This window comes from Massilia sp. Root335 (assembly GCF_001425685.1).
In the GTDB taxonomy this organism is placed as follows: domain Bacteria; phylum Pseudomonadota; class Gammaproteobacteria; order Burkholderiales; family Burkholderiaceae_D; genus Telluria; species Telluria luteola.
This window is the reverse complement of record NZ_LMCY01000003.1, coordinates 569380-584043: the sequence shown is the minus strand read 5'-3', so window position 1 is coordinate 584043 and position 14664 is coordinate 569380. Positions and strand designations below refer to the sequence as shown.

General features: G+C 64.8%; 15 protein-coding genes. All 15 read left to right on the top strand.

Annotation, left to right across the window (positions count from 1 at the left end; genetic code table 11):
* The first annotated feature begins 1 nt into the window (after window position 1).
* The 15 genes from nuoG (at window position 2) to ASC93_RS02895 (ending at window position 14585) form a co-directional block, all read left to right on the top strand.
* Window positions 2-2332, top strand: coding sequence for an NADH-quinone oxidoreductase subunit NuoG (gene nuoG / locus ASC93_RS02960; RefSeq protein WP_056436632.1), 2331 nt, complete (start codon window positions 2-4; stop codon window positions 2330-2332).
* 20 nt (window positions 2333-2352) lie between these two features.
* Window positions 2353-3438: an NADH-quinone oxidoreductase subunit NuoH gene (gene nuoH, locus ASC93_RS02955; RefSeq protein ID WP_056436629.1), complete on the top strand. Its 1086-nt coding sequence runs from the start codon at window positions 2353-2355 to the stop codon at window positions 3436-3438.
* Between the two features lie 13 nt (window positions 3439-3451).
* The gene (gene nuoI / locus ASC93_RS02950; protein WP_029757430.1) at window positions 3452-3940 is read left to right on the top strand and encodes an NADH-quinone oxidoreductase subunit NuoI; all 489 of its coding nucleotides are present in this window, start codon (window positions 3452-3454) and stop codon (window positions 3938-3940) included.
* Between the two features lie 25 nt (window positions 3941-3965).
* A complete protein-coding gene (locus ASC93_RS02945; RefSeq protein WP_056436626.1) occupies window positions 3966-4616 on the top strand; it encodes an NADH-quinone oxidoreductase subunit J in 651 nt (216 codons plus the stop codon).
* The gene (gene nuoK / locus ASC93_RS02940) at window positions 4613-4921 is read left to right on the top strand and encodes an NADH-quinone oxidoreductase subunit NuoK (RefSeq protein WP_029757428.1); all 309 of its coding nucleotides are present in this window, start codon (window positions 4613-4615) and stop codon (window positions 4919-4921) included. Before ASC93_RS02945 ends, nuoK begins: the two co-directional genes overlap by 4 nt.
* A 45-nt stretch (window positions 4922-4966) precedes the next feature.
* Entirely contained in the window at window positions 4967-7114 is a 2148-nt protein-coding gene (gene nuoL / locus ASC93_RS02935) for an NADH-quinone oxidoreductase subunit L (RefSeq protein WP_056436623.1), read from the top strand.
* A gap of 16 nt (window positions 7115-7130) precedes the next feature.
* Window positions 7131-8657 carry an NADH-quinone oxidoreductase subunit M gene (locus tag ASC93_RS02930; RefSeq protein ID WP_056436620.1) on the top strand — a complete coding sequence of 509 codons (1527 nt, stop codon included), beginning with the start codon at window positions 7131-7133 and terminating at the stop codon, window positions 8655-8657.
* A gap of 24 nt (window positions 8658-8681) precedes the next feature.
* Entirely contained in the window at window positions 8682-10208 is a 1527-nt protein-coding gene (gene nuoN, locus ASC93_RS02925) for an NADH-quinone oxidoreductase subunit NuoN (protein ID WP_056436617.1), read from the top strand.
* Between the two features lie 7 nt (window positions 10209-10215).
* On the top strand, window positions 10216-10536 hold the full coding sequence (locus ASC93_RS02920) for a DUF2818 family protein (protein ID WP_056436614.1): 321 nt from the start codon (window positions 10216-10218) through the stop codon (window positions 10534-10536).
* 22 nt (window positions 10537-10558) lie between these two features.
* Entirely contained in the window at window positions 10559-10732 is a 174-nt protein-coding gene (locus tag ASC93_RS30325; protein WP_157201716.1) for a hypothetical protein, read from the top strand.
* 64 nt (window positions 10733-10796) lie between these two features.
* Window positions 10797-11354, top strand: a complete 558-nt coding sequence (locus ASC93_RS02915) for an NUDIX domain-containing protein (RefSeq protein ID WP_056436611.1) — start codon at window positions 10797-10799, stop codon at window positions 11352-11354.
* A 326-nt stretch (window positions 11355-11680) separates the two neighbouring features.
* On the top strand, window positions 11681-12385 hold the full coding sequence (ispD, locus tag ASC93_RS02910; protein ID WP_056436608.1) for a 2-C-methyl-D-erythritol 4-phosphate cytidylyltransferase: 705 nt from the start codon (window positions 11681-11683) through the stop codon (window positions 12383-12385).
* Window positions 12386-12416: 31 nt separating this feature from the next.
* On the top strand, window positions 12417-12929 hold the full coding sequence (gene ispF, locus ASC93_RS02905) for a 2-C-methyl-D-erythritol 2,4-cyclodiphosphate synthase (RefSeq protein ID WP_056436605.1): 513 nt from the start codon (window positions 12417-12419) through the stop codon (window positions 12927-12929).
* Between the two features lie 118 nt (window positions 12930-13047).
* Entirely contained in the window at window positions 13048-14271 is a 1224-nt protein-coding gene (locus tag ASC93_RS02900; protein WP_056436602.1) for an MFS transporter, read from the top strand.
* 5 nt (window positions 14272-14276) lie between these two features.
* Window positions 14277-14585, top strand: a complete 309-nt coding sequence (locus ASC93_RS02895) for a hypothetical protein (RefSeq protein WP_056436599.1) — start codon at window positions 14277-14279, stop codon at window positions 14583-14585.
* The last annotated feature ends 79 nt before the right edge of the window (window positions 14586-14664 follow it).

The window sequence follows — 14664 nt, the reverse complement described above, 5'->3', positions numbered from 1 at the left end:
AATGGTTGAAATCGAATTAGACGGCAAGAAAGTCGAAGTCCCACCAGGTTCGATGGTGATGGACGCCGCAAACAAACTGGGAACGTACATCCCGCACTTCTGCTACCACAAGAAGCTGTCGATCGCGGCGAACTGCCGCATGTGCCTCGTGGAAGTGGAAAAAGCACCGAAGCCGCTGCCTGCCTGCGCCACGCCGGTCTCGCCGGGCATGATCGTGCGCACGCACAGCGACAAGGCCGTGCAGGCGCAGAAGTCCGTCATGGAATTCCTGCTGATTAACCACCCGCTGGATTGCCCGATCTGCGACCAGGGCGGCGAATGCCAGCTGCAGGACCTGGCCGTCGGCTACGGCAAGAGCGGCTCGCGCTATGAAGAAGAAAAGCGCGTCGTGGCACCGAAGGAAGCCGGTCCGCTGATCTCGATGGAAGAGATGAGCCGCTGCATCCAGTGCACCCGCTGCGTGCGCTTCGGCCAGGAAGTCGCCGGCGTGATGGAATTCGGCATGGTCGGCCGCGGCGAGCACTCGGAAATCACGACGTTCGTCGGCAAGTCGGTCGACTCGGAAGTGTCGGGCAACATGATCGACCTGTGCCCGGTCGGCGCGCTCACGAGCAAGCCGTTCCGCTACTCGGCCCGTCCGTGGGAACTGCAGCGCCGCCGTTCGGTGTCGCCGCACGACTCGCTGGGTTCGAACCTGATCGTCCAGGTCAAGGGCGGCAAGGTCATGCGCGTGCTGCCGCTGGAAAACGAGAACATCAACGAGTGCTGGATTTCCGACAAGGACCGCTTCTCGTACGAAGCCCTCGATAACGCCTCGCGCCTGACCGTGCCGATGCTCAAGCAGGACGGCAAGTGGATCGAGACCGACTGGCAGACGGCGCTGGAATACGTCGCCCACGGCCTGCGCAACATCCGCCACGAGCACGGCGCGGACAGCATCGCCGCCGTCGCCACGCCGCATTCGACCGTCGAAGAACTGTTCCTGCTGCAGAAAGCCATGCGCGGTTTCGGCATCGAGAACGTCGACTTCCGCCTGCGCCAGACCGACTTCGCGCTGGATGGCGCCGTCGTGCCGCACCTGGGCATGCCGGTCGCCGAACTGTCGAACCTGAAACGCGTGCTGGTCGTCGGCTCGTTCCTGCGCAAGGACCACCCGCTGGCCGCGACGCGCCTGCGCGCTGCCGTCAAGTCGGGCGCCAAGCTGTCCATCGTGCACGGTTCCTTTGATGACAACCTGATCCCGACCGCGAACCGCCTGATCGCCGCTCCGAGCGACTGGCTGGCGGCGCTGTCGGAAATCGCCGTCGCCATCGCCGCCGCCAAGGGTGTCGCAGCCCCGGCCGGCTTCGAAGGCGTGACCGCCGGCGACGTCGCCAAGGGCATCGCCGCCACGCTGGCCGTCGAGCACGCCGCGGACCTGCCGGGCGCCGTCCTGCTGGGCAATGCCGCGATGTACCACCCGCAGGCATCGAAGCTGCACGCTGTCGCGCAGTGGATCGCGGAACAGACCGGCGCCAAGTTCGGCTACTTCGTCGACGCCGCCAACACGGTCGGCGGCTACCTGGTGAACGCCACGTCGAAGAACGCCGCCAACCTGTTCGCGCAGCCGAAGAAAGCGTACGTGCTGCTGAACGCCGAGCCGGAACTGGATGCCGCCAACCCGCAGCAAGCCGTGAAGGCACTGAACGGCGCCGAGATGGTCGTCGCGATGTCCGCGTTCAAGCACGGCATGGACTACGCCGACGTGCTGCTGCCGATCTCGCCGTTCAGCGAGACCGCCGGCACCTTCGTGAACTGCGAAGGCCGCGCACAGAGCTTCAACGGCACCGTCAAGCCGCTGGGCGAGACCCGTCCGGCCTGGAAAGTGCTGCGCGTGCTGGGCAATCTGCTGGGCCTGCAAGGTTTCGACTACGAGAATTCGGAAACGATCCGCGACGAAGCCCTCGGCAAAGGCAACACGGACCTGTCGGCGAAGCTGAACAACGTGGCGAAGCTCGCGCCGGCGGCGGCCTCGTTCGGTAATGGCGAGCAGGTGGAACGCCTGGCCGACGTGCCGATCCACTTCGCCGACGCCGTCGCGCGCCGTTCCGAACCGCTGCTGCGCACGGCCGACGGCCAGGCGCCGCTGGCGACCTTGTCGGCCAAGCTGGCCGACAAGCTGGGCGTCAATGCCGGCGACAAGGTCACGGTATCGCAAGGGCAGGGCAGTGTGGTCTTGACCGCCAACATCGACGCGCGCCTGCCGGCGAACGTCGTGCGGGTCGCGGCCGCCCACGAATCGACTTCGGTACTGGGCGACATGTTCGGTCCGATCAACGTAGCTAAAGCATAAAGCAGGGGAGCCCAAGCAAAATGTCGGTACCTGACATGATCAACAACCTGAACAGCGGCGGCGCGAGCCTGCTGGGCCCTGCGGCCTGGCCCCTCGTGTGGACGCTGCTGAAAATCGTCGTCGTCCTGCTGCCGCTGATGGGCCTCGTCGCCTATCTCGTGCTGTGGGAGCGCAAGCTGATCGGCTGGATCCACATCCGTATCGGCCCGAACCGCGTGGGCCCCGGCGGCCTGCTGCAGCCGATTTCCGATGCCCTCAAGCTGCTGCTCAAGGAAATCGTGATCCCGGCGAAAGCGACGCCGAGCCTGTTCGTGATCGGCCCGCTGATGACCATCATGCCGGCGCTGGCCGCGTGGTCCGTCATCCCGTTCGGCCCGCAAGCCGCGCTCGCCAACGTGAATGCCGGCCTGCTGCTGCTGCTGGCGATCACGTCGATGGAGGTGTACGGCATCATCATCGCCGGCTGGTCCGCCAACTCGAAGTACTCGTTCATGGGCGCCATGCGCGCATCGGCGCAGATGATCTCGTACGAAATCCCGATGGGCTTCGTGATGGTCGTCGTGCTGATGGTGTCGGGCTCGCTGAACTTCTCGGACATCGTCGGCGCACAGGCCCGCGGCTGGGCCGTCGACCACGGCATCAACCTGCTGTCGTGGAACTGGCTGCCGCTGCTGCCGCTGTTCGTCATCTACATCACGTCCGGCCTGGCGGAATGCAACCGCCACCCGTTCGACGTGGTGGAAGGCGAATCGGAAATCGTGGCCGGCCACATGGTGGAATATTCCGGCATGTCGTACGCGATGTTCATGCTGGCCGAGTACGCCAACATGATCCTCGTCGCCACGCTGGCATCGATCATGTTCCTGGGCGGCTGGGCCGCACCGTTCTCGTTCCTCGAATTCGGCGGCGGTTTCGGCGGCTTCTTCTGGCTGTTCGCCAAGATGTTCCTGATCGTCTCGCTGTTCATCTGGGTCCGCGGCACGTTCCCGCGCTACCGCTACGACCAGATCATGCGTCTCGGCTGGAAAGTGTTCATTCCGCTGACCCTGATCTGGCTGGTGCTGGTCGCCGGCTGGATGCAGACGCCGTGGAACATCTGGAAGTAAGGAAGCACACAAAATGACACGAGTTAAAGAGATCCTCGGCAGCCTGATGCTGTCCGAGCTCATCAAGGGCCTGGCCCTGACCGGCAAATACGCGTTCTCGCGCAAGATCACGGTCCAGTACCCGGAAGAAAAGACCCCCATCTCGCCGCGCTTCCGCGGCCTGCATGCGCTGCGCCGCTACCCGAACGGGGAAGAGCGCTGCATCGCGTGCAAGCTGTGCGAAGCCGTGTGCCCGGCGATGGCCATCACGATCGAGTCGGCGCAGCGCGAGGACGGCACCCGCCGCACCACGCGCTACGACATCGACCTGACCAAGTGCATCTTCTGCGGCTTCTGCGAAGAATCGTGCCCGGTCGATTCGATCGTCGAGACGCAAGTGCTGGAGTACCACGGCGAAAAACGCGGCGACCTGTACTACACCAAGGAAATGCTGCTGGCCGTGGGCGATCGCTACGAGAACGACATCGCCGCCGCGCGCGAAGCCGATGCCAAGTACCGCTAACAATAAAAGGGCTCCTGCGTAAGTCATGGATTTCACAACTGTTCTGTTCTACGTGTTCGCGGCCGTGATGGTGCTGGCCGGGTTGCGCGTCATTACCGCCAAGAACCCGGTGCACGCCGCGCTGTTCCTGGTGCTCGCGTTCTTCAACGCTGCCGGTATCTGGATGCTGCTCAAGGCCGAGTTCCTGGCCATCGTGCTGGTACTGGTCTACGTCGGCGCCGTCATGGTGCTGTTCCTGTTCGTCGTGATGATGCTCGACATTAACATCGACCGCATGCGCGAAGGCTTCTGGGGCTACCTGCCGGTGGCGTCGGGCGTCGGCGCGCTGATCGTGCTGGAGATGGCCGCCGTCCTGTGGCGCGGCTTCCTGGGCCAGGGCGATGCGCCGGCGGAAAGCGCCGTGGGCCACATCGGGGGCACGCGCGAACTGGGCCGCCTGATCTATACCCAGTACATCTACGGTTTCGAGATCGCCGGCCTGATCCTGCTGGTCGCCATCATCGCCGCCGTGGCGCTGACCCTGCGCAAGCGCAAGGACACCAAAGCCATCGACCCGGGCCTCGCCGTCCGCGTCAAGCGTAACGACCGTCTGAAGATCGTCAAGATGCAGACGGTGAACCAGAAGGCGATCGACGACGCTGCCGTTGCCGCCGCCGCGAACAAGGAGACGCAATGACTTTATCGCTCGCTCATTACCTGATCCTGGGCGCGATCCTGTTCGCGATCTCCGTGATCGGCATTTTCCTGAACCGGAAGAACATCATCATCCTGCTGATGGCCATCGAACTGATGCTGCTGGCGGTGAACCTGAACTTTGTGGCGTTCTCGCATTATCTGGGCGACGCGGCAGGGCAGATCTTCGTGTTCTTCATCCTGACTGTCGCGGCCGCCGAATCGGCGATCGGCCTGGCGATCCTGGTGGTCCTGTTCCGTAACCTGGACACGATCAACGTGGAAGACCTCGACAGCCTGAAGGGCTAAGCGGTTTGTCTGTCAACCTCCTGATAAATAAACAAAAGGTTCAATATGGCGGGGCAAATTAACCCTAACCTCTTGCTGGCGGTGCCACTCGCGCCGCTCGCGGGCTCGGCGATCGCCGGCCTGCTCGGCACCAAGTTCTTCGGCAACGTGGTCGGCCGGGTCGTGTCGCATTCCGCGACCATCCTGGGCGTCTTCATCGCCATGGTCATCTCGATCATGACGCTGAACCAGGTGATCGACGGCGCCACGTATAACGGCGACATCTACACCTGGATGACCGTCGGCACCATGAAAATGTCGGTCGGCTTCAAGATCGACGCGCTGTCCGCGATGATGATGTGCGTCGTGACCTTCGTGTCGCTGATGGTCCACATCTACACGATCGGCTACATGGCCGAAGACGAAGGCTACAACCGCTTCTTCTCGTACATCTCGCTGTTCACGTTCTCGATGCTGATGCTGGTCATGGCCAACAACTTCCTGCAGCTGTTCTTCGGCTGGGAAGCGGTGGGCCTGGTCTCGTACCTGCTGATCGGCTTCTGGTACACGCGTCCGACCGCGATCTTCGCGAACATGAAGGCGTTCCTCGTGAACCGCGTCGGCGACTTCGGCTTCATCCTCGGCATCGGCCTGCTGCTGGCCGCCACCGGCACGATGAACTACGACGAGACGTTCGCCAAGGCCGGCGCGCTGTCGGCCATGTTCGTGCCCGGCACGACCTGGCCGCTGCTGACCGCCGCCTGCATCTGCCTGTTCATCGGCGCGATGGGCAAGTCGGCGCAGTTCCCGCTGCACGTGTGGCTGCCTGACTCGATGGAAGGCCCGACCCCGATCTCGGCACTGATCCACGCCGCGACGATGGTTACCGCCGGCATCTTCATGGTGACCCGCATGTCGCCGCTGTTCGAGCTGTCGGACACCGCGCTGTCGTTCATCGTCGTCATCGGTTCGATCACCGCGCTGTTCATGGGCTTCCTGGGCATCATCCAGAACGACATCAAGCGCGTCGTCGCGTACTCCACGCTGTCGCAGCTGGGCTATATGACGGTCGCGCTGGGCGTGTCGGCGTACAACGTCGCCGTGTTCCACCTGATGACCCACGCGTTCTTCAAGGCGCTGCTGTTCCTCGGCGCCGGCTCCGTCATCATCGGCATGCACCACGACCAGGACATGCGCAACATGGGCGGCCTGCGCAAGTACATGCCGATCACCTGGATCACGTCGCTGGTGGGTTCGCTGGCACTGATCGGCACCCCATTCTTCGCCGGCTTCTACTCGAAGGATTCGATCATCGAAGCCGTCCACGCCTCGCACCTGTGGGGCACGGGCTTCGCGTATTTCGCCGTCGTTGCCGGCGTGTTCGTGACCGCGTTCTACTCGTTCCGCATGTACTTCCTCGTGTTCCACGGCGAGGAGCGCTTCGGCAAAGGTCATGGCCACGGCGATGCGCACGACGACCACGCGCACGGCGACGCGTCGCACCGCCACGACGCGCACGACCAGGCGAAGGCCGCCCACGGCCACGACGCCCACGCCGAGCACGATTCGGACGCGCACCACGAAGAAGAGCACGACGACCATGGCCACCACGGCCTGGCCCCGGGCCAGAAGCCGCACGAGTCGCCGCTGGTCGTCACGCTGCCGCTGATCCTGCTGGCGATCCCGTCCGTCATCATCGGTTTCTTTGCGATCAAGCCGATGCTGTACGGCGGCTTCTTCAACAACGTCATCACCATCAATGCCGAGCGCCATCCGGCGATGGAAGAGCTGGCGCACGAGTTCAGCGGCCCGGTCGCGATGGGCGTGCATGCGTTCACGTCGCTGCCGTTCTGGATCGCGCTGGCCGGCGTCGTCGCCGCGTTCTACTGCTACATGATCAATCCGCGCGTGCCGGCGGCCTTCTACAAGGCGCTGCGTCCGATCCACACGCTGCTGGACAACAAGTACTACATGGACAAGTTCAACGAGATCGTCTTCGCCGGCGGCGCACGCCTGCTGGGCAAGGGCCTGTGGCAAGTGGGCGACCGCGCGCTGATCGACGGCCTCGTCGTCAACGGCTCCGCGAAGCTGGTGGGCTGGTTCTCGACCATCGTCCGTACGTTCCAGACTGGTTACATCTACCACTATGCGTTCGTGATGATCCTGGGCGTGCTGGGTACGCTGCTGTACTTCTTCCCGTTCTGGCACGCTTAAAAGAGAGAAAAACAAGATGCAGTCTACGATTTCTACCTTTCCTCCTTACCTGAGCCTGTCGGTCTGGTTGCCGATCCTGTGCGGCATCATCGTGCTGGCAGTCGGTCGCGACAGCAAAGCGGGCTTCACCCGCCTGCTGGCGCTGGCGGGCGCGGTGGTCAGCTTCCTGCCGACCATCCCGCTGATGACGCAGTTCAGCAACACGGCCCACGGACCGCAGTTCGTGGAGAAGGCCGCCTGGATCGAACGTTTCAACATCCAGTACTACCTGGGCATCGACGGCCTCTCGCTGTGGTTCGTGCCGCTGACCGCATTCATCACGATCATCGTCGTGATCTCGGCCTGGGAAGTGATCCAGGAGCGCGTGGCCCAGTACATGGGTTCGTTCCTGCTGATGTCGGGCCTGATGATCGGCGTGTTCGTCGCACTGGACGGCCTGCTGTTCTACTTCTTCTTCGAAGCCACCCTGATCCCGATGTTCATCATCATCGGCGTGTTCGGCGGCCCGAATCGCGTGTACGCGTCGTTCAAGTTCTTCCTGTACACGTTCATGGGCTCGCTGCTGACGCTGATCGCGATCATCTACCTGTACAACAAATCGAACGGCAGCTTCGACATCCTGGCCTGGCACAACCTGCCGCTGACGATGAAGGAACAGGTCCTGATCTTCGTGGCCTTCCTGATGGCGTTCGCCGTCAAGGTCCCGATGTGGCCGGTGCACACCTGGCTGCCGGACGCCCACGTGGAAGCGCCGACCGGCGGCTCCGTCGTGCTGGCCGCGATCATGCTGAAGCTGGGCGGTTACGGCTTCCTGCGGTTCTCGCTGCCGATCGCGCCTGACGCGTCGCACTACCTGGCACCGCTGATCATCGTGCTTTCCTTGATTGCCGTGATCTACATCGGCCTGGTCGCGATGGTGCAGGTCGACATGAAGAAACTGGTCGCGTACTCGTCGATCGCCCACATGGGCTTCGTCACGCTCGGCTTCTTCATCTTCAACGAGATCGGCGTGCAGGGCGGTATCGTGCAGATGATCTCGCACGGCTTCGTGTCGGGCGCCATGTTCCTGTGCATCGGCGTGCTGTACGACCGCATGCACTCGCGCCAGATCGCCGACTACGGCGGGGTCGTCAACGTGATGCCGAAGTTCGCCGCGTTCTCGGTACTGTTCGCGATGGCCAACTGCGGCCTGCCGGCCACGTCGGGCTTCGTGGGCGAGTTCATGGTCATCCTGGGCGCCGTCAAGTTCAACTTCTGGACGGGCCTGCTGGCCGCCACCGCCCTGATCCTGGGCGCGGCGTACTCGTTGTGGATGGTCAAGCGCGTCGTGTTCGGCAAGATCGGCAACAAGCACGTGGCCGAGCTGGTCGACCTGAACGGCCGCGAGTTCTTCATGCTGGGCGTGCTCGCGATCCTGACGATCTACATGGGGCTGTATCCGGCACCGTTCACCGATTCGATGCAAGTGTCGGTGGCGGACCTGTTGCAGCACGTCTCGGTCAGCAAGCTGCCGACGGCAGTGGCTGCGGTCGCCGCGCACTGAGTCGATAGAGGCTACAACAACGATATGAATCCGATGATTAACACCCAAGCCGTGCTGGCCGCCAACAACCTGGGGCCGGTCGCTGCAGAAATCTTCCTGGTCATCGCGTCCTGCGCCATCCTTCTGATCGACATGTTCCAGAAGGACGGCAAGCGTACGCTGACCTACATCCTGTCGCTGCTCACCCTGGTGGGCTGCGCGGTGATCACCTACGCCGACTTCAAGGCCGGCACGACGACCTACACGTTCTACAACATGTTCGTGTCGGACCCGATGGCGAACCTGCTCAAGCTGTTCACCTACCTGGCCGTGGGCGTCACGCTCGTGTACTCGCGCCAGTACACGGCCGAGCGCGGCATGATGTCCGGCAATCTGGGCGGCGAGTTCTACGTGCTCGCGCTGTTCACGATGCTGGGCCAGATGGTCATGATCTCCGGTAACAACATGCTGCCGATCTACCTGGGCCTGGAACTGATGTCGCTGTCCCTGTACGCGCTGGTGGCCCTGCGCCGCGACCACGCGATCTCGACCGAAGCCGCGATGAAATACTTCATCCTGGGTTCGCTCGCGTCGGGCTTCATGCTGTACGGTATCTCGATGATCTACGGCGCCACCGGTTCGCTGGACATCACGACGATCGCCAAGCTGGTGTCGAGCAACGCCGCCAACCACACGATCCTCGTGTTCGGCCTCGTGTTCGTCGTGGCCGGCATGGCCTTCAAACTGGGCGCCGTGCCGTTCCACATGTGGGTCCCGGACGTGTACCAGGGCTCGCCGACCGCCGTCACCCTGCTGCTGGGCGCCGCGCCGAAGCTGGCCTCGTTCGCGATGATGATCCGCATCCTCGTCGAGGGCCTGCTGCCGCTGGCGATCGACTGGCAGCAGATGCTGCTGGCGCTGGCCGTGCTGTCGCTCGTGATCGGTAACCTGACCGCGATCGCGCAAGCCAACCTGAAGCGCATGCTCGCGTACTCGACCATCGCGCAGCTGGGCTTCGTCCTGCTGGGCATGATGGCCGGCGTGGTCGGCAGCCGCGACGCCGCGAATGCCGCGAACATCGCCACCGCCTACAGCGCCTCGATGTACTACACGATCACCTACGTCCTGACCACGCTGGGCAGCTTCGGCGTCATCATGATGCTGGCGCGCTCGGGCCACGAAGCGGAACAACTGGCCGACTTCAAGGGCCTGGCCAAGCGCAGCCCGTGGTACGCGCTCGTCATGACCGCGCTGATGTTCTCGCTGGCCGGCGTGCCGCCGATGATGGGCTTCATGGCCAAGTGGGCCGTGCTGGACGCCGTCGTCGGTTCGGGCCAGCTGTGGCTCGCGGTCGTCGCCGTCGCCGCGTCGCTGGTGGGTGCGTTCTACTACCTGCGCGTCGTGAAAGTCATGTGGTTCGACGAGGTGGCCGATGCGTCGCCGATCTCGACCCCGCTGGACATGCGCGTCGTGCTGTCGCTGAACGGCATCCTGGTCGTGATCCTGGGCATCCTGCCGGGCCCGCTGCTGGCGGCTTGCCTGTCGGCCATGACCCTGACCCTGAAGTCCTAAGGCCGCGGTGGACGTCTCCCTGGCCAGCTGGTTGGTGATCGCGGTCGCACTTGCGTTCGCCAACCTGCCGTTCCTCAACGAGAGCGTGCTCGGCTTCATTCCCGTGAAGCCGGCACAGAACAAGGCGCACGCGAAATACTTCGTCGTGCGCCTGCTCGAGTTGATTGTTTTATACTTTGTCGTCGGCGCGCTGGCCCACGCCCTCGAATCCCGCATCGGTACCGCGTTCCCCCAGACCTGGGAGTTCTACGCGATCACCGCCTGCATGTTCCTCGTGCTGGCCTTTCCAGGTTTCGTCCTGCGCTACCTCCGCAAGCGCCGCGGCTGATGCCGCGCGCGACTGGTACTCGGTGCACAAGATCACGCCTTCCGGCGTCGACAGCGTGATCGCCGGCACGCCGGGCGCGTACGGCGTGCGCCTGGGTGCCCCGGGCAGCCTCGGCGCCATCGATGCGCTGACGGTGGGCATGGACGACAACATCTACGTGATCAGCGAGAACGCGGTGCTGCGCATCGTGCCGTAGCGCGCGGGCACCGGTCCGGGTCGTTTGCCTTATACTGCGGGCTCACGACCCAACCGGACCGCCCATGGACGATCATCTCAAAGAAACCAGAGTCGACGGCGAACTCGCCTACGACGGTCACTTCCTCAAAGTCTCGCGCGACCGCGTCAAGCTCCCTGACGGCAAGATCACGCAGCGCGAATTCATCCGCCACCCCGGCGCCGTCGTGATCCTGGCCTTGTTCGACGACGGCCGCGTGCTGCTCGAACGCCAGTTCCGCTATCCGAACGAGCAGGTGTTCATCGAATTCCCGGCCGGGAAGATCGATCCGGGCGAAGCCTCGCTCGCCTGCGCCAAGCGCGAGCTGGAAGAAGAGACGGGCTACACGGCCACCGACTGGCACTTCGTCTGCACCATCCACAACGCCATCGCGTATTCCGACGAGCACCTCGACCTGTTCCTCGCGCGCGGCCTCAATGCAGGTGAGGCGAAGCTGGACGACGGCGAATTCCTCGAGACCTTCACCGCGACCATTCCCGAGATGCTCGACATGGTCAGGAAAGGCGACATCACGGACGTGAAGACCGTGATCGGCACGTTCTGGCTGGAGAAGTTCGCCGCCGGCACCTGGACGCCGGCGTAACGCTCGCCGCGTGCGTGTGCGACGAGATACTTGCGCGCGAAATGCGCCATCTCAAGTCCTGCCTGCACGATCTGCCGAAAGTGGAAGGGCGGGCGCTTCGCCGGCAAACCGTTGTATGCGCGCGCCGCCGAGTCGCGGACACTGCTGCAGCGCGACGTCGACCGCGGCCGGATGCCGTACATTAGGGTAAGGCCGAGAAGGCAAGGCCGAGACAGGCCGCGATCGACTGTCCGCGGGAATACGCGCGTCCCAGCAAAGTTTGCCAAGGTGAGGTACAGTCTATTATTGGATCGACAAGACGTTTCCGATCGTAGCGTAAAATTTACATGACTCAAGCACCACGTTATTTCGCCCTGATTCCCGCCGCCGGCGTCGGCGCCAGGATGGGGGCCACGAGCCCCAAGCAGTACCTGAAAATCGGCGGCAAACCGATGCTCAGGCATACGCTCGACGCGTTCCTGTCCAGCGAGCTCATCGCGCACACCTTCGTCGTCGTGAGTCCGGACGACCCCTATATCGACGCCGTCGCGCCCCATCACGGCGTGACGGTCCTGCGCTGCGGCGGCGCCAGCCGCATGGAATCCGTGCGCAACGGCCTCGCGGTGCTCGCGAACACGCTGTCCGGCCCGGACCTGGTGCTCGTGCACGACGCGGCCCGTCCCGGCCTCACGGCCGAACTGATCGAAAAGCTGATCAAGGACACGGGCGACCACCCGGCCGGCGGCCTGCTGGCGCTGCCGGTCGTCGACACGGTCAAGCGCGGCATCGACGGTGAAGCGTGCGGGACCGTACCCCGCAACGGGCTGTGGCTGGCCCAGACCCCGCAGATGTTCCGCTACGAACTGCTGCGCGAGGCGCTGTCCGCGGCCACCGACCCCGATTCGATTACCGATGACGCCAGTGCGGTTGAAGCCCTCGGATTGAGCCCAAGATTGGTGGAAGGGCATCCCCGCAATCTCAAAGTGACGCTGCCGGACGACATCCGGATCGCCGAGATGTACCTGGCAGTGTCCCAACCCGAATTCGTCTGACGTATAACGTATAAAGCGTGTAAAGAACATCATGGCTCTCGCATCGTACAACCCGACCCCGCCGTTCCGCATCGGTACCGGCTATGACTGCCACGCCCTCGTCGAGGGCCGCAAACTGATCGTGGGCGGCGTCACCATCCCGCACCGCCTGGGCCTGCTCGGCCACTCGGACGCCGACGTGCTGCTGCACGCCATCGTCGACGCCATGCTGGGTGCCGCCGGCCTCGGCGACATCGGCAAGCACTTCCCGGACACCGACCCGATGTTCGCCGGCGCCGATTCGCGCGTGCTGCTGCGCGAAGCGGCCAACCGCGTGCTGGGCACCGGCTACACCATCGGCAACATCGACGCGACCATCATCGCCCAGCAGCCGAAGATGGCGCCGCACATCCCGCAAATGGTGTCGCGCATCGCCGAGGACGTCGGCGTGTCGCCGCAGCAGGTGAACATCAAGGCCAAGACGAACGAAAAGCTCGGCTTCCTCGGCCGCGAGGAGGGCATGGCGGCGCAGGCGACCGTGCTGCTGATCCGCGCGGCGGGCTGATATCACGGTTGGGTGGCGGACGTTCGCGGTCCGCATGCAGTCGCGTGGGCGCGGGGCGCCCACCCTACGATCGTTTCCGTTGTAACATCGTTGGTTCTGACCAACCAACGGGGACGACATGACAACGACCACGCCGCGCGCCGCCTGGGGCCTGATCCTCACCGCCAGCGCGATCCTGATGATCACGATGGCCGCGCGCCTGACGACGGGCCTGTTCCTGTCGCCGCTGAACACGGCGACGGGCCTCGGCGTCGCGTCGATCAGCTTCGCGATGGCCATCGGCCAGTTCATGTGGGGCGCGTCGCAACCCATCTTCGGCGCCGTCGCCGACAAATACGGCGCGGCGCGCGTCATCGTGCTGGGCGCCGTGCTGCTGGCCGGCGGCCTCGCGGCCACGCCGTTCGTGTCGACCGAATGGGGCCTGCTGGTCACCCTCGGCATCCTGTCGGCCAGCGGCGCCGGCGCCGGCAGCTTTTCGATCCTGATCGGCGCCACGGCGCAGCGCCTGCCGCCCGAGCGGCGCGCGTTCGCGTCCGGCTTCATCAACGCGGGCGGCTCGTTCGGCCAGTTCGTGTTCGCGCCGCTCGTGCAGGTGCTGATCGCGACGGCCGGCTGGATCACGGCGATGCTGGCGCTGGCCGCGACCACCTTGTTCACCATCCCGCTCGCGTGGCCGCTGCGCGGCAGGCCGCCGGCGCAATCCGGCGCCGGCCACGGCGCGCCGTCGTCCGAGCCGACGCTGGGACGCCAGGTGCGCGCAGCGCTGCGCGACCGCAGCTACCTGTGCCTGCACGCCGGCTTCTTCACCTGCGGCTTCCACATCGCCTTCCTCGTCACGCACCTGCCGGGCGAAGTCGCGCTGTGCGGCCTGCCGGCGGGCGTCTCCGCGACGGCGCTGGGCCTCATTGGCCTCTTCAACATCGCCGGCTCGCTGACGGCCGGCGCGCTCGCGCAGCGCTGGCGCATGAAATGGCTGCTCGCGCTGATGTACGGCAGCCGCGCAGTGATCATCGCCGCCTACCTGCTGGCGCCGAAATCGGCGTGGACCTTTTATGTGTTCGCGGCGGCCCTCGGCTTCACGTGGCTCGCGACGGTGCCGCCGACGGCGGGCCTCGTCGGCAAGCTGTTCGGCACCCGCTACCTGGCGACCCTGTTCGGCCTCACGCTGCTGTCGCACCAGATCGGCGGCTTCTTCGGCGCCTGGTTGGGCGGCCTCGCGTTCGTGCGCTTCGGCGACTACACGTGGATGTGGTACGCGGACATCGCGCTGGCGCTGGCCGCGAGCCTGGTCAACCTGCCGATACGTGAAGCGAAGCCGCACGCCGCGGCCGCGGCCGCGTAACGCCGATGGCGCGCGATCCGTGGGCCTACCGCGACGTGGCCGTCGAATCCGTGCCGGACGCGCGCACGGGCCGGCTGCGCATCAAGCCGATGGCGGGGCAGGCATACGCCACGTCCATGCGCGTGCAGTGCGCGCGCGCGCTGTCCGACCCGGAGCGCTATCCGGCCGGCACCCGCTTCCTCATCCGCGCCAGATTGACGGACCGCGCGGGCGGGCCGCCGTTCCTGTATGCGTGGCACGGGGACCCCGTGCGGGTGCTGACGCCGCGCGCGGCGCGCACCTTCCTCGACGAATACCGGCGCCGGCGCATCTGAACGGCGCGTCCGCACGGTCTTGGCGGAAAGTCGTTACACTTTGGACTCCGTACGACCCATCAAGAACGAAAGGACCGTC

Coding starts and splice junctions, on each gene's coding strand:
- nuoG (WP_056436632.1), top strand. CDS start 2: ATGGTTGAAATCGAATTAGACGGCAAGAAAGTCGAAGTCCCACCAGGT.
- nuoH (WP_056436629.1), top strand. CDS start 2,353: ATGTCGGTACCTGACATGATCAACAACCTGAACAGCGGCGGCGCGAGC.
- nuoI (WP_029757430.1), top strand. CDS start 3,452: ATGACACGAGTTAAAGAGATCCTCGGCAGCCTGATGCTGTCCGAGCTC.
- ASC93_RS02945 (WP_056436626.1), top strand. CDS start 3,966: ATGGATTTCACAACTGTTCTGTTCTACGTGTTCGCGGCCGTGATGGTG.
- nuoK (WP_029757428.1), top strand. CDS start 4,613: ATGACTTTATCGCTCGCTCATTACCTGATCCTGGGCGCGATCCTGTTC.
- nuoL (WP_056436623.1), top strand. CDS start 4,967: ATGGCGGGGCAAATTAACCCTAACCTCTTGCTGGCGGTGCCACTCGCG.
- ASC93_RS02930 (WP_056436620.1), top strand. CDS start 7,131: ATGCAGTCTACGATTTCTACCTTTCCTCCTTACCTGAGCCTGTCGGTC.
- nuoN (WP_056436617.1), top strand. CDS start 8,682: ATGAATCCGATGATTAACACCCAAGCCGTGCTGGCCGCCAACAACCTG.
- ASC93_RS02915 (WP_056436611.1), top strand. CDS start 10,797: ATGGACGATCATCTCAAAGAAACCAGAGTCGACGGCGAACTCGCCTAC.
- ispD (WP_056436608.1), top strand. CDS start 11,681: ATGACTCAAGCACCACGTTATTTCGCCCTGATTCCCGCCGCCGGCGTC.
- ispF (WP_056436605.1), top strand. CDS start 12,417: ATGGCTCTCGCATCGTACAACCCGACCCCGCCGTTCCGCATCGGTACC.
- ASC93_RS02900 (WP_056436602.1), top strand. CDS start 13,048: ATGACAACGACCACGCCGCGCGCCGCCTGGGGCCTGATCCTCACCGCC.
- ASC93_RS02895 (WP_056436599.1), top strand. CDS start 14,277: ATGGCGCGCGATCCGTGGGCCTACCGCGACGTGGCCGTCGAATCCGTG.